Genomic DNA, 19,090 nt, shown 5'->3' on the forward strand with positions numbered 1-19,090 from the left:
AGCTCGCTCACTCGGTCATCTTGGGCGGCTTGCCGGGAAGACTGAAGGCGTAGACCAGATCCACTGCCTGGGCCGCCCCGGAGACGGCCTGCAGATAGAGGTTGCGCCACAGGGTATAGCGCAGCGTCAGCTCGGCAATCGGTGAGAAGACGCCGACGCCATAGCTGATGCGCAGGTCATCGGTGAGCTGACCACTCACCACGACCTGGCTCTCCTCACCGGCACCTGCGGTCTCCAGGGCCAGGTCGGAGACCCCAAACGCTTCCCCGATGGCCCCCACGGCCCCACCTGTCTGTCCCAGCGTCAGGCCGATCAGCGCCTGGGTAAGGGCACCGCTGCTATCGCTATCGCCCGGCGCGCGGCCCCGTAGCAGATAGGAAAGCGCCCGCGCCTCATTCATGGCCGGCTCGGAGAAGACGCGCAGCTGGGGATCCGCAGCGGAGCCGGTGACGCGCAGGCCGGCGATCACGCCGTCCTGGGTGACGTTGGGATTGCGCACGGCCTCGAAGTTCAACAGCGGCTGATCCGGCGGGCCGCTGAACAGCAATTGGCCCTCGCGAATCAGCAGATCCTGGCCGTAGGCTCGAAAGCGTCCGTCCATCAGGCTGACATCGCCGAAAAGCTGAACCGGACCGCTTCGTTGGCGCACCTCCACCGTGCCGGACAGACCTGATTCCAGGCCGTAGGCCGCCAGTTGCATATCGGGCCCCAGACGCAGCTCCATCTGCACATCCACCGCCATGCCGGCCTTGGCCAGGGCTTGGGCGGCATCCTCGCCGGCTTCGCCATCGGCCACATCGGCGCCACGCTCGACCCGGCGCTGGGCGCGCTCATCATCGCGGCGCGTAATGATGACCTCGTCCGGGCTTGGCCCCACCGCGGAAGGTGGCAATTCGCCTACCTCCAGCCGCGCCCAAGGCACCTGAACCTCACCGCGTACCTGCAGCAGCGTCGGCGTTACCAGCACATCCATGTCTGGCGCCAGGCGCAAGCGACCGAAGCCAGGAAGCACCGCCAGCAGCGGCTGTTCGCGGCCATCAAGCGCGATGTTGATCCGCCAGTCGTCGGCGCTCGGCCAGGCGGCATCGCCGCGAATGGCCAGGCGTCCCTCCTCGGCGGCAATGAAACCGTCGATGCTACCGCGGTCGCCGGCAAGCTCGATGCCTATCTCACCGTCGCGGATCTCGACGGGAATATTCGCGCCGCGCAGGCGCAATCCTGCCAGACCGATGCGGCCATCCAGCGCGGGCATCTGAGTAGTGCCGGTAATCGCGACCTGGCCGTCGAGGCGGCCCTCCATGGTCTCCATGCCCGCGACCAGGGTGCGATAGTTGTCCAGGCGCAAGCCGTCCAGGTTCAATCGACCCTCAAGACGGCCAACGCCCACCGGGTCATCAATAGACAGCACCAGACCGATGCGTCCCGCCTCCGCCAGAGTCAGATCGAGGTCGACCTCGGCTCGGGCCGGGGTGGCGGAAACTTGGGCGGATAGGCGAGAGGCCGGCAGCGACCAGGGCTGACCGTAGGCGTCGAGCCCCTGCAGGGCCAGGTCGCTGACCAGGCGCAGGTCGGCCTGCCAGTCGCTACCGCCCTGGCGCCAGTCGGCCACCAGGTCGAGCTCGTTTTCGCCCTCTAGGGCCCACGCTTCCGGCACCCACTCCTCGAGAAGCGACATGGGTAGCTCGCGAAGGGTCAGTGCAGCACGACCGCGGTCGGCGGAAGCCTGAAGCGGCTCGCTCAAGCACAGCGCGCCACCCTGCTCGCGGCGCAGACAGAAGGGCTGCACGGCGGCGCTGCCGGCGGGCAGGTTGGCCTCGAAGATCAGCGCCTGGGCCAGTCGGATATCGCCGAACTCAGTGTCGACCTCCAGCGGCAACAGCTCACCGCGGTAGCGTTCGCGTGCGCCATCCAGGCCCCCTTTCAGGGTCAGTGCCGCCCGCGAGAGCGGCATACCGCTGCCGGCCTGGGCCGAGAGAGTCAGGCGGTGGTCCGAGAGCAAGCCGTCGAGTCCCAGGGTGATCTCGCTGAAGCGCTGGCCAGCGGCGCTGAGGCGCTCTAGCTCGAGGCTCACGTCAAGGGCCGGGTCCTCGATGCCGCTGATGTCAGCGTTCAGTCGCAGCGATGCCACCCGGTTTTCAGCGAAGGTCAAGTCCTCGCCGCTAAGCGTCAGGTCGAGCTGCGGCGCACCCAGACTGCCGCCGGCGGCGAAGCGTCCAGACAGCGTGCCGCTGAGCTCGTCGTGAAGGCTTGCCAGAGCCGGCATCTCCAGCTCACCGGCGAGATCAATGATGGCCTCGCTGACCCGCCCCGCGGCGTTCAGACGATTATCTCCCTGGCGGAAATCCAGGGTCTCGATCTCCCAGCGCATCTCGCTGTTGCCGGTAAGGCGGGCGTTCAGGGAGAGCGGCAGGTCCTGCAGGACACCAGCGATGGCCAGGGTCGGTATGGCCAGATTCCAACCTTCATCCGTCTGGGTGAAGCTGGCCTCGATATCGCCGTCCAGTCGTCCGTCGAGGCCCTCGACGAAGCGCCCGGGCTCGAACCGGTCCAGACGGGCTACCGCCTCCACCGATAGGGCCTCGGCCCAGTCCACGCGACCGCGGGTGACCAGGGAGCCGCCGGCCAGGCTCACCGAGAGAGGCGTCCAGGCGAAGTGCTCAAGATCGCCGCTGCCGGCCAGCGCCAAGCGGGTGAAGGGCACCTCGGGCCCCTCCACCATCAGCGACACGGCCAGCCGATAGTCAGTCAAGCGACCCTCGGCGCGCAGGGTAAGCTCTTCCACCAGCCAGGGGTCGGGCGGCGTCGCTTCCTCGTCGGGTATGGCGCCCGGCAGCGGCCACTGCAGCAGGTCGCTGGTCAGGGTGGCGTTGAAGGGCAGTGTGGGCTCGAGGGCATCCAGACGGGCGTCGAGGGCGGCGTTGATCGGTCCGTCGAGCTCAAGCCTGACCAGCAGTTCGGCCAGGCTGCCATCCAGCGCCAGGTCGACACGCTGGCCAGCGAGTTCGGGAAACTGGTCCGGTAGCCAAAGGGCGGTCTGTAGCCGCGCCTGCAGCGGATAGTCGTCGCGCAACGATACCCGTGCCTGAAGTCGGGCGTCGGCATCGCGGCTGATCACCTCCAGAGGATGGATTTCCACGTCATGGCCTTGGGCAGAGAGAGTCAGCGCCAGGCGCTCGATGCCGTACTCCACGGCGCCCTCCAGGGCCGTGTCCTCGACCAGCAGTTCCGGTACCGACAGGCGCAGCGGCAGGCGGATCTCGGGGAGCAGACGGCGAGGCTGATCGGTCAATGGCGCGGCGGCTAGCCCCTCAAGCTCGGCGGCCACCTCGGCGGGCAGCGCTGACTGCACGGCGATGGCGGCATCGATGGCCGCGGAGGCCATCCTCGGGCCATCATGCTCGGTCTCACTCAGAGCGAGCTGGGCCCCTGCCGAGAGGGGCAGCAGCAGCCGGGTGCCGGTAAGCCGTGTGGGCAGCAGGGTGACGCTGTCTTCTTCGGCCAGCGCCCCGCTGGTGAAGCTGTCCCAGCGCAGACGGGTGCCGTCGGCCAGCACCACCTCCACGTCGTTTAGCACCAGGGCGCGCAGCTCGATGGGGAACGGCAGGCGAATCTCTTCCGGTGCCACGCCCGGAGCGTCGGGTTCGTCGTCGCTCTCCTCTGCGTTGCCAATCCTGACCCGAGCGCCTTCCACGGCCAGGCTATCGAGACATAGACGCCCCTTCAGCAGGCAGTCGTCGCCCCAGGCGATCTCGAGGCGGTTCAGTACCACCTTGGCCGGGCCCGCCTCCAGCGCCAGGTTGTGCAGCACCAGACGATCCAATGGTGCCCCCTCATAGGCCTCCAGGGTATACATGCCCTGCCGGACACCGGCGTCGAGCAGAAGCCCTGTGCCCCAGGGGGAAAGAGCCAAGCCCAGGGCCAGAATCACAAGCCCCATCAGCGTGAGCGGGAGCACGACCAGCAGTCGAAACAGGGACCAGAGCAGGCTCAGAACTCTGGACCGATGGCGAAGTGGATGCGCCACGCATTGTCCTCGTCGTCGAAGGGGTGGGCGATGTCGAAACGGATAGGACCTACCGGGGAGATCCAGCGCACGCCGAGACCCGCACCGGTATTGAGGTCATCGGGCCCCCAGGCGTCGAAGGCATCGCCGGTGTCGATGAAGGCAGCGCCCCACCAGTCGCCGGTCACGCGGCGCTGCAGTTCGGCACTGGCGGTGAACAACTGCTGGCCCCCGGTCAGCTTTCCTTCCTCGTTGCGTGGCGAGAGGCTCTCGTAGGAGTAGCCCCTTACGCTTCGGTCGCCGCCCGCGAAGAAGCGCAGCGACGGCGGGATCTTGTCGAAGTCATCGGTTTCCATGGCACCAATGCCCATGCCGGCCACCAGCCGAATGTCATCGCCGAACATGCGAATCCACTGGGTTTCGCCGGTCATGCGCAGAAAATCGGCCTCGGAGCCCCACAGGCCGTCGGAGACCTCGAAGGCGATGCGCTGACGGTCTCCCCAGTTCGGGAATGTCGGGTTTCGGGTGCGGGTACGCGACCAACGAATGCCGGGATAAAGCAGCAGCACTTTCTCGGATTCCCCTGCCTGGGTGAAATCCACCAGGGTGCTGCGAACGTAGAGAACCTGTACCCAGCGATTCTCGAACTCCCAGCGCCGTGCGCCTTCAAGAGTGGCTTCCAGGGAGCGCGTGTCCTGGGTGTCAAGGTGACGAAGGCCATACTGGAAGCGATACATATCCCGCAGCGGGTCATCGAGCGGAAGTGAATAGACACCGCTGAAGCGCTGCTCCGGAGCAGAAAGATAAACGTCGTGATCGAGGCTGTGGCCAAAGCGATTGATCCACGGCTGCTCCCAGGAGAAGCGCAGTCGCGGACCCACATCGGTGGCGAAGCCCACCCCCACCTCAAACTGGTGGCGATCGGCCGGCGTGAGGGCGACATCGATGGGCACCTCGGAAAGACCGCGACTTACCACCGCGGCGGCGGCCTCGACCGCGGCCATCTGTAGAGTCGGCGTGTCGGGTTGGACAGACATAGCCTCCAGTTCCCCCCACCAGCCATCGGCATCGCCTGCAGGGACGGCATCGAGGAACAGCGGTTCTCTCTCGATCAGCCGCGGGCGCACGCTGATAGAACCGAACCAGCCTGTCTGTCCCAGCCGCTGATTGTAGCGGGCCAGCTCACCGGACAGGTAGGGCTCGCCTGGGGTGAAGGTCAACATGTTAAGTAGCCGCTGATGCTCAATATGGCTGCCGCTGAGGGTAACGTCGCCAAAACGATAGCGAGGGCCGCTGTCCAGGGCGAGATAGAGCCTTGCACTCTCGGCGAAGGGGCGCACCTCGAGACGACGGTCCGTGAAGCGCCAGTCGAAGTAGCCCCGTTCAAGCGCCAGGTTGGCTAGCCGCGCCCGAAGCCGATCATAGGGGGCATGGACCAGAGGGTCGCCCACGTCGAGAGGAAAATCATCGATGGCGTCCTGAAAAGGCGGATCATCGCGAGCATCTCCGTTCAGGAGAAAGGACAGGCGTTCAATGGTGACGCGGGGACCCGGATCTATCGTCAGATCAATGTGGCGCGGTGGATCCTGGTCATCCAGGCGAAGCTGAATGTCGGTTCCGTAGTAGCCATAAACCCGCATCGCCTCTCGAGCAAGGCGTTGGGTTTCACTCTCCACGCGCTCACGACTGAGTTGTTCAGGGTCCAGCCCATCCAGGTAGTGGCGAATGTTATCGGCCACGTCGCTATCCATGCCGTCGATGCCGTCAATGCGAACATCCAGAGCGTGAGCCCACCCCGGCATCAGGGCAAGAGCGGCCAACAGCGTCGCGGTTCCCAGGCGTATTCCCACACAACTCTCCCTCTCTTGACGCCTTCGTTCCATGCGACTCGTCTTCATATCCCGCCGAATTACCTGACTCAAGGACGCAGTGCCTCAAGGCGCGCGCTGAGTGCAAGCTGTGCGCGCCGCAGCTCGCCGATCTCCATCTCCAGCGAGGCAAGGCGCGCGGCCATGGCATCGTCATCCGCGGGCTCATCATCCCTTGACTCGGCCAGGGCTTCAACCTCTCTCCCCTGGGCCGCCAAGCGCTCTTCCAGGACTCGACGTTCACGCTCGGCGACATCCCTGGATTCGGCGAGGCGTTCGGCCAGGGCCGCTTGATCTTCCACGAGACGCGCCATTGCCTCGTCCTGATGTGTCTCGGCAGCCAAGGCGGCGAGGCGCTCATCGAGCTCCGCGAGGTGGCGGCTATCTCTCGCCTGCGACTCGAGCAGATTGTCCAGCCTGTCCCGCTGTGCTTCCAGGGCATCGTCCAGCGCCGCACGCCCCTCGGTACCGGCAAGTTCCAGAGAATCCAGAGATAGCTGGAACGCAGCCAGCGTCGCCTCTCGGGTTGCGGCGGCCTCGGCGATTCGCACCAGACGCTGCTGCAAGGCATCCTGGCGTACCTCTTGGGCGTTCAGTCCCGCCGCAAGATCCTCTTCGAGTACCGCCAGCAGTCCATCGTGGGCTTCATCGCGTCGCGCTTGTGCCGAGAGGCGATCCTCGATGTCGGCAAGCGCGTCGCCTTCGCCAAGAGCAGTATCGAAGCGCGCGTGAACGTTGGAAAGTTCCCCCGAGAGTCTGGCCAGTTCAGCGTCGAACCGCTGGCGCTCCTCCCAGGCCAGGTAGCCAGCGCCTCCTCCCGCAGCCACCAGGCCGAGCAACAACAGCCACAGTGGCCACACCCGTGGGGGGGGCGGCCCACGCCGACGCTGGGACGCCAGGCTGGCCTCGGGGTCGGGCACGATGGCAGCGGCATGGCGGCGGTCATCATGGCGTTCAGCCATGGTCAACTCCTTCTCTGGCAGTGGGCGCGGGGCGAAATTGGAGCTCCCTGCGACGGATGCTATGATGCCGCAACATCCTGTACAGCGTCGCCGTAGTGTAAGGGTTTTTTGGCCCAGGGCGCACGGAGTCCGGTAAACGGAGCGGCCGTTTCGCGGCCGGGAAAGAGATTCACCATGGACGATCCTTGTGAATCATCGCAAGACCGAGGAGAACCTGAATGGCATTTGAACTGCCCGCCTTGCCGTACGGCACGAGCGCTCTCGAACCTCACATTTCCGCCAAGACCCTCGAATACCACTACGGCAGGCATCATCAGGGCTATGTGAATAAGCTCAACGAGCTGATTGACGGCACGGTCGATGCCAGCAAGTCGTTGGAAGAGATCATCAAGTCTTCCTCCGGGACGCTGTTCAATCAGGCGGCTCAGGTGTGGAACCACACCTTCTACTGGCATTGCCTGGCGCCCAACGGCGGCGGTGAGCCCACCGGCCCCCTGGCCGATGCCATCAACGCCAAATTCGGCTCCTTCGACACGTTCAAGGAGGCATTCAATGCTCATGCCGCGGCCAACGTCGGTTCCGGCTGGACCTGGCTGATCAAGACCGAGGACGGAGGCGTCGATATCGTCAACACCCGCAACGCCGACACCCCAATCGCCCACGACCAGATAACGCTGATGACCATCGACGTATGGGAGCACGCCTACTACATCGACTACCGCAACGAGCGACTCAAGTATCTGAACAGCGTATGGAACGTGCTGAACTGGGATTTTGTCGCCCAGAACTTCGCCGACTGATTGCAGGTGCCGTCAAGGATCTGCGCGGCGCCCGATGCCCCGGTAATGCAGCCCCTGACAGGCGACCCAGTCCGGGTCGAAAATGTTGCGGCCATCCAGTAGCAGGCCTTCGCTCAGCAGGGCGGCCAGCCGTTCCCAGTCAGGGTTCCAGTAGACCTTCCACTCGGTCACGAGCATCAGTGCGCAGGCTCCCTCGCAGGCGAGGTGGGGGTCGCCATCGAATACCTCCAGCAGCGGGTGCTCGCCGACCTCGTCCAGCAGTGCCGGAATCGCCGCGGGATCGTGAAGGCGCACCGTCACTCCCTCGGCCCAGAGGGCACGCAGCAGGCGCAGCACGGGGGCATGATCGATACGCGCAGTGCCCGGCTTGAAGGCCGCACCCCAGACGGCTACCGTCCTCCCCTCAAGGCGTCCATGGAAGTGGGCCCATAGCTTGCGGAACAGCGTCTCCTTCTTGTGCTCATTGATGTCGAGAACCTGCTCGAGCAGCGCCGAGCGGCGCCCGCTGGCGGACTGGACGTCGGCCAGGCGCATCAGATCGCGAGAGAAGTTCGGACCGCCGAAACCGCAGCCCGGGTAAAGATATTCGTAGCCGATGCGAGAATCGGCGCCCATGCCTTGGCGAACATACTCCACGTCGACCCCCAGGCTGTCGGCCAGGCCGGCCATCTCGTTCATGTAGCTGATGCGGGTGGCCAGCATGCCATTGATGGCCAGCTTGGTGAGTTCGGCGGCGCGACGCGGCATGCGCTGGATGACCTCGCTACGGCGATTGAAAGCCCGCAGCAGCTCACGCATCCGCGCTTCGGCGGCGACGTCGTCACAGCCGAGAAGCCAGCGCGCCGGCCGGGTAAAGGTGTCCCAGGCACGCCCCTCTTCCAGCAGGTCCGGCAGTGAGACGGTTCGGCCCCGACCGCCTAGCTGGGCCTCCAGGCGCTCGGTTTCGCCCACGGGAAACGTGGAGTTGTTAACCACCAGCAGCTCCCCCGGATTGGCGGAAAGCGCTTCGAGGAGCTGTCCCAGGTCGCTGCGCTGCCCCGGTGAGACCGCCAACCAGACCACCTCCTGATCACCGGGACATGCTGCGTCAAGGTCATCGACGAGCCGCAGGCTACCGCTGTCACGCGCCTCGGCAAGCTGAGACAGCAGGCGTGGTTCGCGTCTTAGCCAATCGGCATGCTCAAGCTGGCCCCAGGGCGTATCGGAATGCGGCAGCCAGGTGACACGGTGACCCACCGAGGAGAGCGCCGCGGCAGCGGCGGCCGCGGCCAGTTCACTACCGTGAATCAGTACACGCATAACGTCAGACCTTGTCGGCGTAGCGGGTGAGCAGCTCACGGAAGCCCTCGCCGTAGCGGGCATGGCGCCGCCCGTAGGCCAGGATCGCCTCCAGGTAGCCGAGCTGATGACCACAGTCGTAGGTCTTGCCGCGCATGCGGAAGGCATCCACTCCCTCGCGCTGCCTGAGGGTCTCGATGGCATCGGTGAGCTGGATCTCACCACCGGCACCGGGGGGCGTCTCTGCCAGCAGATCAAAGATGCTGCCTGGCAGCGCGTAACGACCGATCACCGCCAGGCGAGAGGGCGCGGCTTCCACCGGCGGCTTCTCTACAAGGCCATCCAGCGGTCGGGACTCGCCGGGGGCGGGTATCTTACCGCCTGTATCGACGATGCCGTATTTGTAGGTCAGCTCCCGGGGAACCTCCTCCACCATCAGCTGGGCGCGACCACTGGCATGGAAGGCGTCGAGCATACAGCCCAGATCGTTGCGCTGGAGACCCTCGGCGTCCACCAGTACGTCGGGAAGCAGCACCGCAAAGGGCTCGTTGTCACCGACCACCGGCCGGGCGCAGAGCACAGCGTGGCCGAGCCCCAGCGGCTCGGGCTGGCGCACGCTGATGATATTGACGTCCTCCGGTACGATGCTGCGCAGCTCCGCCAGCAACTCGTGTTTGCCCTTGGCTTCCAGGCTCGCTTCCAGCTCGAAATGCTTGTCGAAGTGGTTCTCGATAGCCGACTTGCTGCCATGGGTGACCAGCACAATGTCGCGGATACCGGCGGCCACCGCCTCGGCTACCACGTACTGAATCACCGGGCGATCAACGATGGTGATCATCTCCTTGGGAATCGCCTTGGAGGCCGGCAGGCAGCGGGTGCCGAAGCCGGCGACGGGAAGCACGGCCTTCTTGATCATGGAGCAGTCCTTGTCAGGTGCGTCTCGGTAGCGTTGATCCAATGGCTGAGCATGGGAATGCTGCCTTGGGAACGGGTAGAATGATCTCATGATACCGGACGTGCCGTGGCCTGCCATCCTGGCGTGCCGACAAGGTGGCGTCCGTCTTCGAACCCCATGCCGAAAGGAGGCTCAGATGGGTGCAACGCAAACGCAGGCCGGCAATGTGGATCCTGGCGAGATCGCCAAGTTCGAGGTCCTGGCCAGCCGCTGGTGGGATCCGGAGAGCGAGTTCAAGCCGCTCCATGAGATCAACCCGCTGCGCCTGGACTTTATCGATGCCCGTGCCGGCCTGGCCGGCAAGCGGGTAGTGGACGTAGGCTGCGGCGGCGGCCTGCTTGCCGAGGCCATGGCGCATCGCGGTGCCCGGGTCACCGGCATCGATCTGGGCGAGGCGCCCCTGGCGGTGGCCAGGCTGCACGCCGAAGAGAGTGGCGTCGAGGTCGACTATCGCTGTGTCAGCGTGGAGGCGCTGGCCGAGGAGATGCCCGACGAATTCGACGTGGTGACCTGCCTGGAGATGATCGAGCACGTACCGGATCCCGCCTCGGTGGTGCGCGCCTGCGCCGCCCTGGTCAAGCCTGGCGGCCAGCTGTTCTTCTCCACCCTCAACCGCAATCCCAAGGCTTATCTCCTGGCAATCCTCGGCGCCGAATACGTGCTGGGCCTGCTGCCACGCGGGACCCACGACTATGAAAAATTCATTCGTCCGGCGGAGCTGGCCAGCTGGTGCCGCGCTAACGGCCTGGAGGTTCAGGAGCAGAGTGGCCTGGTCTACAATCCGCTGACGCGTCGCTACCGGCTTCATCCCACGGACGTGTCGGTGAACTATCTGATGCATTGCCGGCGGGAGGTCGAGTGAGCAGCACCTCGCGGCCCGCGGCTCTGCTTTTCGACCTGGATGGCACCCTGGTCGATACCGCGCCGGATCTGGCACGAGCCACCAATGCCCTGCGCGCCCACCACGGGCTTGCTCCCCTGCCCTATGCGCTGATTCGCGCCCAGGTTTCCAATGGCGGTAGCGCCCTGGTGACCCTGGCACTCGGCCTGGCCAAGGAGGCGGAGGGTCACGACCTGGCACGTACGTTTCTGCTGGCCGCCTATGGGGAGGCAGTAGCTAACGAGAGCCGGGTCTTCCCTCCTCTGTCGCCGTTGTTGCACGCCTGGGAGGCCGACGATCGGCCCTGGGGCATTGTCACCAACAAGCCGCGAGCCTACGCCGAGCCGCTGGTGGCGGCCCTGGCCCTCGCGCCAGGGGCGCTGCTCTGCGCCGATGACCTGCCGGTGAAGAAGCCCGACCCGGCACCGCTGCTCGAGGCGGCCCGCCGTCTGGGTGTAGCGCCAGACGCTTGCTGGTACCTGGGCGATCACCTGCGGGACATGCAAGCCGCTCGCGCCGCCGGTATGGCAGCGGTGGCGGTGGGCTGGGGGTATGTGGAGGACGGCGACGACTATCTCCTCTGGCCCGCCGATCTCTGGTTCGAGACCGGCGAGGCGCTGGTTGCCGCCCTAAAGTAGATGTGGCTGTTGTCGTCGCGAGAGCGGCAGTGGGGACGCCACGAGCAGAGGGGGTTGCAGTGTCCCGACGTTCAGCCCTTCGGCGGCTGAGCGTCGAACTGCTCGCCATTGTGTCCCTTGCTGTCCGGGCCCATCAGCCACAGATAGGTCGGCATGATCTCCTCTGGCGTGCGCAGGCTTTCCGGTAGTTCACCCGGGTAGGCCTGCTTGCGCATCTGGGTACGGGTGGCGCCGGGATTCAAACTATTGGCGCGCACGTTGCCCAGGTGATCAAGTTCGTCAGCCAGCACTTCCATAACCCCCTCGGTGGCGAACTTGGAAACCGCATAGGCCCCCCAGTAGGCACGTCCGCGGCGTCCAACGCTCGAGGAAGTGAATACCAATGAAGCGTCTTCGGAAGCCTTCAGCAGCGGCAGAAGCGCCTGTGTCATCCAGATCGGGCCATTGATGTTGACCTGCATCACCTGCTCCCACAGCGCCGGGTTGTACTGCTCGAAGGGCGTGATGCGCCCGAGCAGCCCGGCGTTGTGGAGGATGCCATCGAGCCGGCCAAACTCTTTTTCCAGGGTCTCGGCCATGTCGTGGTAGTCCTTGAGGGTGGCGCCCTCGAAGTTGAGCGGGAAGATCGCCGGCTGAGGCCCTCCCGCTGACTCGATCTCGTCGTAGACCTTCTCCAGTTTGGCGATGGTGCGGCCCAGAAGAATCACAGTGGCACCGTGACGGGCAAAGGTCAGAGCCGCGGCCCGACCGATTCCATCACCGGCGCCGGTCACCAGGAGAATACGCCCCTGAAGCAGATTGGCGGGCACCTGATAGTCGATCATGCAGGTCGTCATCGAGTCTCCTTGGTCATCAGTTGCCTGATTGGCGCAGGAAATCATTGGCCAGGCCGGCCGCGGTGCTCTCGGGGTAGTCGTCGCGCACCCGCTCGAGCAGCTCGCGGCTGGCCTCGGGGTCGCCCTGACGTGCCTTGAGCAGGCCCAGCTTGTAGAGAGAGTCCGGCACCTTGTTGCTTTGCGGGAAGTCGTTGAGCACGGCGCGGAACTCGCGCTCGGCGTCATCGAGGTTGCCCTCGGCGGCGTGCAGCTCACCTAGCCAGTAGTAGGCGTTGGCCGTCAGGCTGTTGTCAGGATGCTGAACCACGAAACTCTCGAAGGCGCTGATCGCCTCGTCGAACTCCCTGGCCTGGACCCTGGCAAACGCCTGCTGATAAGCCTGCTGGGCCTCAGGGCTGGCACCGCTGGGCGAAGGCGCCTGTGCCACCTGGCGTGCGGCATCTTCGTCGACCTCTTCGACGGCAGTTCCTACCACTCCGACCGACGCCGAAGCGAGGCGATCCTCGAGGTCCAGGTACTGGTCGCGAGTCTGGCGACGCAGCTGCTCGAGCTGGTGGCGCAGCTCCTCGACCTGTCCACGCAGCTGACGAAGCTCCTCCTCATGCTGCTGCACCTGGTTGAAGATCACCAGGGTGCCGCCAGCCGCTTCTCGGGTTTCCGTCTGCTGATAGAAGGAACGCGGCTGGGCAGTGAGGTCTTCGACTACGGGTTGCTGCGCGACTGCCGGAAGCCATACGGCCAGCGGGAGCACCAGGGCTCCCGCACCGCACAGTCGTTTCAGACCGTGTTTCATGGGTGTCTCCATCGACGCGGTTAACGCTCGGCCGGGCGATATTCGCCAGGTCAGGGACGACTCAGTAGGCGAAGACAACCCGACGATTCTGGGCAAAAGTTTCCTCGTTTTGTCCGCGGACAGCCGGCCGCTCTTCACCATAACTGACTACTTCGACCTGAGAAGGCGACACGCCCTGCACGGAGAGGAAGCGCTCGACGGAGCGGGCACGACGCTCGCCCAGCGCCATATTGTACTCACGGGTACCACGCTCGTCGGTATGGCCCTGCAAGACAACGCGCGCATTGCCGTTCTCACGCAGATAGCGGCCGTGGGAGGCAAGCACCGGTTCGAACTCGCTGCGAATGCGATCGCTATCGAATTCAAAATAGATGGTGCGCTGCTGGGGGATGCGACCGTCGGCCTGCTGGCCCGCTGTGCCGCTGCCAAAGCCAGTTCCCCCTACCTGGCTACCGGAGACGCCACTGCCGGAGACACCACTACCGGCAACGCCGCTGCCGGCGCCACCGCGGGTACCGTCCATGGAACCGTCCTGTGTCCCGCCACCGCTGGAACAACCGGCCAGGAGGGCCAGGGACAGTGCGACTGCCAGGTTCCTGGCGTAGGGCTTGAGTTGCATCGTGTTACTCCTTGCTGGATCGAAGGGCACCCACATCACTGTGGTCAGTTGAGGAAGGGCGACCATGCGGGTTCACGCACGTCCCCCGAAGCGGAAGGTAGCCGGAAGGACGCGCGTCCATCGGCGGTAACTGCACTCAGTATCCCACTATTACCCTGCTGGGTGGCGAAGATTACCATGGTACCGTTGGGCGAAACACTGGGCGATTCATCTCTGCGCGAGTCGCTCAGTGTGACCAGTCGACCACTGTCCAGGTCCTGACGCGCCACCTGATAGCCATTGCTGGAGCGGTGGATCAGGAAGATCGCCTCACCGTCAGGCGAAAAGCGTCCGCGGGCATTGTAGTTGCCGGTAAAGGTAAGTCGCTGCTGCTGGCCGTTGGCAAAGTCATGGCGGTAGAGCTGCGGTCCGCCGCTGCGATCCGAGGTGAACACAAGGCTGCGACCGTCCGGCGCCCAGTCTGGCTCCGTGTCGATACCGGAACTGTTGGTAATGCGATCAAAGCTGCGCGAGGCGATATCCATGACGTAAATTTCTGGCTGGCCATCCTTGGAGAGCGACATGGCAAGACGGCGGCCGTCCGGGGACCAGGCCGGGGCGCCATTGATGCCCTGGAAGGAGGTCGCTCGCACTCGTTGGCCCGAGGCCAGATCCTGGATGTAGATGGCGGGCCGTTCGGTCTCGAAGGAGACATAGGCCAATCGGCGTCCGTCCGGCGACCAGGCCGGGGACAGGATGGGCTCTTGTGAGCTCAGCACCTGCTGGCTGTTACGGCCATCGGCATCAGCAACAAAGAGGGTGAACTGCATGTTGTCGCCCACCCCCTGTGCCGTCACGTAGGCGATGCGGGTGGCGAAGGCCCCGCGGATCCCGGTGATTGCCTCGAAGATCTGGTCGCTGATGTAGTGGGCAGCGCCGCGCAGCTCGTTCTGATCGGCGGTGACCACCTCGCCCAGCATGCGGCGTTCGCCGCTCACGTCCATCAGTTCAAAGCGCAGACGGTAGCCGTTGCCCTCGCGGCTGGCGCGCCCCACTAACAGATAGCGAACATCCAGGCTGCGCCAGTTGCCGTAACGTACCTCTCCGCTATCGCTGGGGCGATCGAGCATCTGGCGGCGCGGCAGCGGATCGAAGTAGCCGCTGCGCTCCAGGTTGTCGTGGATCACTTGGGCGACGTCTTCGGGGAAGCCATCGCCGCCGGCGAAGGGCACCACCGCGACCGGTGTAGCCCGGTCGCTGCCGCGGGTGATCTCGATGGTGAGGTTGGCCTGGGCCAGGCCGCTGAGCATCAGCAGCATGGCGGTCAGCCAGGAAATGATCAGAGCTTTCATCAGCGCACGTCTCCCGGTGTGAAACGTAGATTGAATTGACGGTAGTCCCGTTGCAGGTTACCTGGCAACTGTCGCAGTTCGGCGAATGGTGCTGCGGCCTCCACCGCCTGGATGGCTGAGCGATCGAAAGCGCTGTCGCCACTGCTACGGGTAATTGAGGCGCCGAACAGCTCACCGGAGGGTCCCAGGCGCACCGCCACTTCGGCGGTTGCGCCACCCGGCATGTTGGGCGGTATCACCCAGGCCTGCTCTACCGCTCGGCGTACCAGGTTAATGAAGCTGTTGGCCGCCTCCTGCCCTTGGCGAGCATTGGCCGCGGCCTCGCGCTCGCCCTCAATGGCCCGCTGCAGCGCCGCCTCGGCTTCCTGGGCGGCACGGCGAGCGGCCTCATCGGCTTCACGCTGGCGACGCGCCTCGGCTTCGGCCTGGCGCTGACGTTCGGCTTCCTGTTCGGCCTCACGCTGGCGTTCGGCTTCCTGTTCAGCCTGACGCTGACGCTCGGCTTCCTGTTCGGCCTGACGCTGACGCTCGGCTTCCTGTTCGGCCTGACGCTGGCGCTCGGCTTCCTGTTCGGCCTGACGCTGACGCTCGGCTTCCTGTTCAGCCTGACGCTGACGCTCGGCTTCCTGTTCGGCCTCGCGCTGGCGACGGGCCTCGGCTTCGGCCTGGCGCTGGCGTTCGGCTTCCTGTTCGGCCTCACGCTGACGTTCGGCTTCCTGCTGTTGTTCACGTTGCTCTTCGCGACGCTGGGCCTGGCGCTCGGCCTCCTCGGCACGGCGTCTTGCGTCGGCTTCGGCCGCCTCGGCGGCGCGGAAGGCTTCCTCCTTCATCTGCTGTTCTACCTGGCGCTGAGCCTCGCGTTCTGCCTCCTGGGCTGACTGTTCGGCAGCGGCGGCTTGCTCGGCCTGGCGTGCGGCCTCATCGGCTTCGCGCTGCTCGTTCGCTTGTTGCGACAAGGCGCGTTCCCTGGCCGCCTCGGCGCGTTGGGCCTGGTCGGTCACCGTCTCGGTACTGACCAACGTCGCCTGAACGATAGAGGAAGAGGTCGACTCCGGCTGATTGGTCGGCAAGCTGATCACGCTGAACAGCACCACCGCCACGTGCAATGCCACCGCCAGGATCACCGGCAAGCCGTACCCCACCCGTGGGTCGTTTCTGGGCATCTTGACTCCTCAGCCTTCCCCGCCGGGTGGTTCGGAGATCAGACCGACGTTGGCGACGCCAGCGACCTGCAGAGTGCTCATCAAGGTGACCACCTGACCGTAGGGGACATTGCGATCACCGTGCACCATGACCGGTGTGCCAGGGCTGCGTTCCAGCAGAATAATCACTCGGTTGGCGATCTCATCGAGGTCAACCTCGCGAGGTTCGTCATCCCCCATCCAGATGGAATACCGGCCGTCGCGTTCTACCGAGACGTTGATCGGATCTCTATCGTCTGACTTCTCGATGGGTTCGGAGGTGACCTGGGGAAGATCCACCTGCACGCCCTGGGTCAGCATGGGGGCCGTGATCATGAAGATCACCAGCAGTACCAGCATGACGTCGATGAAGGGCACGACATTGATCTCGCCCATGGGCTTGCGCCCACTGCCGCGATTGAAAGGTCCTTGCATGGCCAGACTCCTTCACGCGGGGCCGGAATCGGCCCGCCCCTGCAGGTTGCGATGCAGAATGGAGTGGAACTCCTCGGCAAAATCCTCGTACTTCCCCAGCAGCCGGTTCGACTCGGCCGAGAGCCGATTGTAGAAAATCACCGCGGGGATCGCGGCGAAAAGCCCCATGGCGGTAGCGATCAGCGCCTCGGCGATCCACGGGGCCACCGTGGCAAGCGTCGCCTGCTGGGTCATGGAGATGGACTGAAAGGAGCCCATGATGCCCCACACGGTTCCAAACAGCCCGATATAAGGGCTGGCCGACGCCACGGTGGCCAGAAACACAAGGTGCAGGCTGAGGCGTTCCTCTTCCCGAGACCAGGCCACCCGCATGCTGCGTTGCACGCCGTCCAGAATCGCCTGGGGGCTGCGAGTCTTGGGCAGCAGGCGGTTGAATTCGCGAAAGCCGGAGCGGAAAACATGCTCGGCGCCCTGGGTCTCCTGCTCTGACGGCGTTTCTCGATAGAGTTCATTGAGATCGATACCGGACCAGAAGCGCTCTTCGAAGGCCTGATGGGTCTTGCGGGCACGGCGCATCACGAAGGTGCGCTGGAAGATCACGATCCAGGAGAGGATCGAGCCCACCGTGAGCAGCAGCATGACCAGCTGCACCACGGTACTGGCGCTCATGATCAGATGGGGTATGGACATGGAGTCGTTCACGGGCATCCTCGTCAGGCTTGCGGTTGGGCAGAGGGTTGTGACAGCCACTCGGCCAGGGCCGGCGGCCACGCAATGGGCTTGAGGCTCGTCGCCTCGATGCAGGCGATGTCGACTTCCACCATCGGGGGTAAGTCGCTCATGGCCTTGTCTCTCCCGCGGCATCCGCGGCGGTCTCATCCGGGGCCAGGCCGAAGTGCAGCCAGGCCTGACGAGTCACCACCCTGCCCCGTGCGGTGCGCATCATCAGACCCTGCTGGATCAGGAAAGGCTCGATGACATCCTCGATGGTGTCGCGCTCCTCGCCGATGGCGGCGGCCAGGGAGTCGACGCCCACGGGGCCGCCGTCGAACTTCTCGATCATCGCCAACAACAGGCGGCGATCCATATGGTCGAGGCCATGGTGGTCGACGTGCAGCATATCCAACGCTCGATCGGCGATCTCAGCATCGATGCGGCCGCTCCCACGCACCTCGGCGTAGTCACGCACGCGCCGCAACAGGCGGTTGGCGATGCGCGGCGTTCCCCGAGAGCGACGGGCCACTTCCAAGGCGCCCTCGATGTCGGTCTCGACTCTCATCAGACGTGCCGATCGGGTGACAATCTCGGTGAGTTCAGCGATGGCGTAGAACTCCAGGCGCTGGACGATCCCGAAACGATCCCGTAACGGCGAGGTAAGCAGTCCCGCCCGGGTGGTCGCGCCGACCAGGGTAAAGGGCGGCAGGTCGAGCTTGATGGAGCGCGCTGCAGGTCCCTCACCGATCATGATGTCGAGTTGAAAGTCCTCCATGGCAGGATAGAGAATTTCCTCCACCACCGGCGAGAGGCGGTGGATCTCGTCGATGAACAGTACATCGCCTGCGTCAAGATTGGTCAGCATGGCGGCGAGGTCGCCTGCCCGCTCCAGCACCGGGCCGGAGGTGGACTTGAGCCCCACGCCCATCTCAGCGGCGATGATGTGCGCCAGAGTCGTCTTGCCGAGTCCCGGAGGGCCGAACACCAGGGTATGGTCAAGGCTTTCGTCACGTCCCCTGGCGGCGCCGATGAAAATCTCCAGCTGCTCGCGGACCCGCGGCTGGCCGATATAGTCTGTCAGCCGCTTGGGGCGGATAGCGCGATCGATGGGCTCTTCGCCCTCCCGGGCGTCGGCGGCGATCAGACGATCGTTCTCAAGCATTGCGCTACCCCGCCATCCGGCGACTCAGGGCCGCCTTGATCATTGCTGCGGTGCTGCCTTCACCCTCCAGGCCGGCCAGCATCCTGGCGGCTTCGACGGGTTTGTAGCCTAGACTGACCAGGGCCGCTTCGGCATCGACCAGCGGATCGTGGCGCGCCGGTGTCGAAGTGGCGGCCAGGCCTGCCAGGGCGTCGTCGACCGGCTCCCAATGAGGAAAGCGGTCGCGCATTTCGATAATCAACCGCTCGGCGGTCTTCTTTCCCACGCCGGGCAGACGCATCAGCGACTTCACGTCATCGTCGAGTACGCACCGCTGGAAGGCCGCCTCGTCCATGCCCGAGAGGATCGCCAGGGCCAAGCGTGGACCGACACCATTAACCTTGATCAGCGCACGGAACAGCGCTCTTTCCTGCTCCCTGGCGAAGCCGTAGAGCAGGTGGGCGTCGTCTCGCACGATCAGATGGGTATGCAGGGAAATGACCTCGCCGGTAACCGGCAGGGCGACCAGGGTCGTCATGGAAGCCTCGAGCTCATAGCCGACCCCGGCCACATCGACCACCAACCAGGGGGGCTGTTTCTCGAGCAGGGTGCCACGCAGGCGTCCAATCATGGGGAAATCCGTGTCCTTCACGTCA

At 65.0% G+C, this 19,090-nt stretch carries 18 protein-coding genes; 3 read left to right on the forward strand and 15 right to left on the reverse strand.

Annotated elements, in window-relative coordinates; genetic code table 11:
* Positions 1–7 precede the first annotated feature (7 nt).
* The 3 genes from tamB to ACFODV_RS14710 all read right to left on the reverse strand — a co-directional run bounded on the left by tamB (position 8) and on the right by ACFODV_RS14710 (position 6,833).
* Positions 8–4,024, reverse strand: coding sequence for an autotransporter assembly complex protein TamB (tamB, locus tag ACFODV_RS14700; protein WP_379760738.1), 4,017 nt, complete (start codon positions 4,022–4,024; stop codon positions 8–10).
* The gene (gene tamA, locus ACFODV_RS14705; RefSeq protein WP_379760914.1) at positions 3,988–5,805 is read right to left on the reverse strand and encodes an autotransporter assembly complex protein TamA; all 1,818 of its coding nucleotides are present in this window, start codon (positions 5,803–5,805) and stop codon (positions 3,988–3,990) included. Before tamA ends, tamB begins: the two co-directional genes overlap by 37 nt.
* 116 nt (positions 5,806–5,921) lie before the next feature.
* On the reverse strand, positions 5,922–6,833 hold the full coding sequence (locus tag ACFODV_RS14710) for a hypothetical protein (RefSeq protein ID WP_379760740.1): 912 nt from the start codon (positions 6,831–6,833) through the stop codon (positions 5,922–5,924).
* A gap of 218 nt (positions 6,834–7,051) precedes the next feature.
* Here ACFODV_RS14710 and ACFODV_RS14715 point away from each other — a divergent pair, with 218 nt between their 5' ends.
* Positions 7,052–7,633, forward strand: a complete 582-nt coding sequence (locus ACFODV_RS14715) for a superoxide dismutase (RefSeq protein ID WP_379760741.1) — start codon at positions 7,052–7,054, stop codon at positions 7,631–7,633.
* 12 nt (positions 7,634–7,645) lie between these two features.
* Here the strand turns inward: ACFODV_RS14715 and ACFODV_RS14720 are convergent, their stop codons facing one another.
* Positions 7,646–8,932 (reverse strand): UDP binding domain-containing protein, encoded by a 1,287-nt coding sequence (locus tag ACFODV_RS14720; RefSeq protein WP_379760743.1) that lies wholly within the window; start codon positions 8,930–8,932, stop codon positions 7,646–7,648.
* Positions 8,933–8,936: 4 nt separating this feature from the next.
* The gene (locus ACFODV_RS14725) at positions 8,937–9,827 is read right to left on the reverse strand and encodes a UTP--glucose-1-phosphate uridylyltransferase (protein ID WP_379760745.1); all 891 of its coding nucleotides are present in this window, start codon (positions 9,825–9,827) and stop codon (positions 8,937–8,939) included.
* A gap of 175 nt (positions 9,828–10,002) precedes the next feature.
* Between ACFODV_RS14725 and ubiG the strand changes: the two genes are divergently transcribed.
* Positions 10,003–10,728 carry a bifunctional 2-polyprenyl-6-hydroxyphenol methylase/3-demethylubiquinol 3-O-methyltransferase UbiG gene (gene ubiG / locus ACFODV_RS14730; protein WP_379760747.1) on the forward strand — a complete coding sequence of 242 codons (726 nt, stop codon included), beginning with the start codon at positions 10,003–10,005 and terminating at the stop codon, positions 10,726–10,728.
* The gene (locus ACFODV_RS14735; protein WP_379760749.1) at positions 10,725–11,384 is read left to right on the forward strand and encodes an HAD-IA family hydrolase; all 660 of its coding nucleotides are present in this window, start codon (positions 10,725–10,727) and stop codon (positions 11,382–11,384) included. The genes ubiG and ACFODV_RS14735 overlap by 4 nt, the downstream gene beginning before the upstream one ends.
* Positions 11,385–11,455: 71 nt before the next feature.
* On the opposite strand, the gene ACFODV_RS14740 is transcribed toward ACFODV_RS14735, so the two are convergent.
* The 10 genes from ACFODV_RS14740 to ruvA all read right to left on the reverse strand — a co-directional run bounded on the left by ACFODV_RS14740 (position 11,456) and on the right by ruvA (position 19,065).
* Complete coding sequence (locus ACFODV_RS14740; protein ID WP_379760751.1) at positions 11,456–12,220, reverse strand: YciK family oxidoreductase; 765 nt, start codon at positions 12,218–12,220, stop codon at positions 11,456–11,458.
* Positions 12,221–12,236: 16 nt separating this feature from the next.
* Complete coding sequence (gene ybgF / locus ACFODV_RS14745; RefSeq protein ID WP_379760753.1) at positions 12,237–13,013, reverse strand: tol-pal system protein YbgF; 777 nt, start codon at positions 13,011–13,013, stop codon at positions 12,237–12,239.
* Positions 13,014–13,074: 61 nt separating this feature from the next.
* Positions 13,075–13,632: a peptidoglycan-associated lipoprotein Pal gene (gene pal, locus ACFODV_RS14750; RefSeq protein ID WP_379760755.1), complete on the reverse strand. Its 558-nt coding sequence runs from the start codon at positions 13,630–13,632 to the stop codon at positions 13,075–13,077.
* Positions 13,633–13,676: 44 nt separating this feature from the next.
* Positions 13,677–14,963, reverse strand: coding sequence for a Tol-Pal system beta propeller repeat protein TolB (tolB, locus tag ACFODV_RS14755; protein ID WP_379760757.1), 1,287 nt, complete (start codon positions 14,961–14,963; stop codon positions 13,677–13,679).
* On the reverse strand, positions 14,963–16,126 hold the full coding sequence (tolA, locus tag ACFODV_RS14760) for a cell envelope integrity protein TolA (RefSeq protein ID WP_379760759.1): 1,164 nt from the start codon (positions 16,124–16,126) through the stop codon (positions 14,963–14,965). Before tolA ends, tolB begins: the two co-directional genes overlap by 1 nt.
* A gap of 9 nt (positions 16,127–16,135) precedes the next feature.
* A complete protein-coding gene (tolR, locus tag ACFODV_RS14765) occupies positions 16,136–16,579 on the reverse strand; it encodes a protein TolR (protein WP_379760761.1) in 444 nt (147 codons plus the stop codon).
* Between the two features lie 12 nt (positions 16,580–16,591).
* Positions 16,592–17,281 carry a protein TolQ gene (tolQ, locus tag ACFODV_RS14770; protein ID WP_379760763.1) on the reverse strand — a complete coding sequence of 230 codons (690 nt, stop codon included), beginning with the start codon at positions 17,279–17,281 and terminating at the stop codon, positions 16,592–16,594.
* Positions 17,282–17,292: 11 nt separating this feature from the next.
* Positions 17,293–17,421 carry a hypothetical protein gene (locus tag ACFODV_RS14775; RefSeq protein WP_379760765.1) on the reverse strand — a complete coding sequence of 43 codons (129 nt, stop codon included), beginning with the start codon at positions 17,419–17,421 and terminating at the stop codon, positions 17,293–17,295.
* Positions 17,418–18,455, reverse strand: coding sequence for a Holliday junction branch migration DNA helicase RuvB (gene ruvB / locus ACFODV_RS14780; RefSeq protein ID WP_379760767.1), 1,038 nt, complete (start codon positions 18,453–18,455; stop codon positions 17,418–17,420). The genes ACFODV_RS14775 and ruvB overlap by 4 nt, the downstream gene beginning before the upstream one ends.
* A gap of 4 nt (positions 18,456–18,459) precedes the next feature.
* Positions 18,460–19,065 carry a Holliday junction branch migration protein RuvA gene (gene ruvA, locus ACFODV_RS14785; RefSeq protein WP_379760769.1) on the reverse strand — a complete coding sequence of 202 codons (606 nt, stop codon included), beginning with the start codon at positions 19,063–19,065 and terminating at the stop codon, positions 18,460–18,462.
* Between the last annotated feature and the right edge of the window lie 25 nt (positions 19,066–19,090).

The sequence above is a fragment of the Halomonas tibetensis genome, assembly GCF_042643535.1.
In the GTDB taxonomy this organism is placed as follows: Bacteria; Pseudomonadota; Gammaproteobacteria; order Pseudomonadales; family Halomonadaceae; genus Halomonas; species Halomonas tibetensis.

What these genes read in the sequence shown, in the direction of transcription:
- tolA (WP_379760759.1), bottom strand. Translation starts at nt 16,126, where the DNA reads ATGCCCAGAAACGACCCACGGGTGGGGTACGGCTTGCCGGTGATCCTG.
- ACFODV_RS14725 (WP_379760745.1), bottom strand. Translation starts at nt 9,827, where the DNA reads ATGATCAAGAAGGCCGTGCTTCCCGTCGCCGGCTTCGGCACCCGCTGC.
- ubiG (WP_379760747.1), top strand. Translation starts at nt 10,003, where the DNA reads ATGGGTGCAACGCAAACGCAGGCCGGCAATGTGGATCCTGGCGAGATC.
- ACFODV_RS14740 (WP_379760751.1), bottom strand. Translation starts at nt 12,220, where the DNA reads ATGACGACCTGCATGATCGACTATCAGGTGCCCGCCAATCTGCTTCAG.
- pal (WP_379760755.1), bottom strand. Translation starts at nt 13,632, where the DNA reads ATGCAACTCAAGCCCTACGCCAGGAACCTGGCAGTCGCACTGTCCCTG.
- ACFODV_RS14710 (WP_379760740.1), bottom strand. Translation starts at nt 6,833, where the DNA reads ATGGCTGAACGCCATGATGACCGCCGCCATGCCGCTGCCATCGTGCCC.
- ruvB (WP_379760767.1), bottom strand. Translation starts at nt 18,455, where the DNA reads ATGCTTGAGAACGATCGTCTGATCGCCGCCGACGCCCGGGAGGGCGAA.
- ACFODV_RS14720 (WP_379760743.1), bottom strand. Translation starts at nt 8,932, where the DNA reads ATGCGTGTACTGATTCACGGTAGTGAACTGGCCGCGGCCGCCGCTGCC.
- ACFODV_RS14775 (WP_379760765.1), bottom strand. Translation starts at nt 17,421, where the DNA reads ATGAGCGACTTACCCCCGATGGTGGAAGTCGACATCGCCTGCATCGAG.
- tolR (WP_379760761.1), bottom strand. Translation starts at nt 16,579, where the DNA reads ATGCAAGGACCTTTCAATCGCGGCAGTGGGCGCAAGCCCATGGGCGAG.
- tamA (WP_379760914.1), bottom strand. Translation starts at nt 5,805, where the DNA reads ATGCCGGGGTGGGCTCACGCTCTGGATGTTCGCATTGACGGCATCGAC.
- ACFODV_RS14715 (WP_379760741.1), top strand. Translation starts at nt 7,052, where the DNA reads ATGGCATTTGAACTGCCCGCCTTGCCGTACGGCACGAGCGCTCTCGAA.
- tolB (WP_379760757.1), bottom strand. Translation starts at nt 14,963, where the DNA reads ATGAAAGCTCTGATCATTTCCTGGCTGACCGCCATGCTGCTGATGCTC.
- ybgF (WP_379760753.1), bottom strand. Translation starts at nt 13,013, where the DNA reads ATGAAACACGGTCTGAAACGACTGTGCGGTGCGGGAGCCCTGGTGCTC.
- ruvA (WP_379760769.1), bottom strand. Translation starts at nt 19,065, where the DNA reads ATGATTGGACGCCTGCGTGGCACCCTGCTCGAGAAACAGCCCCCCTGG.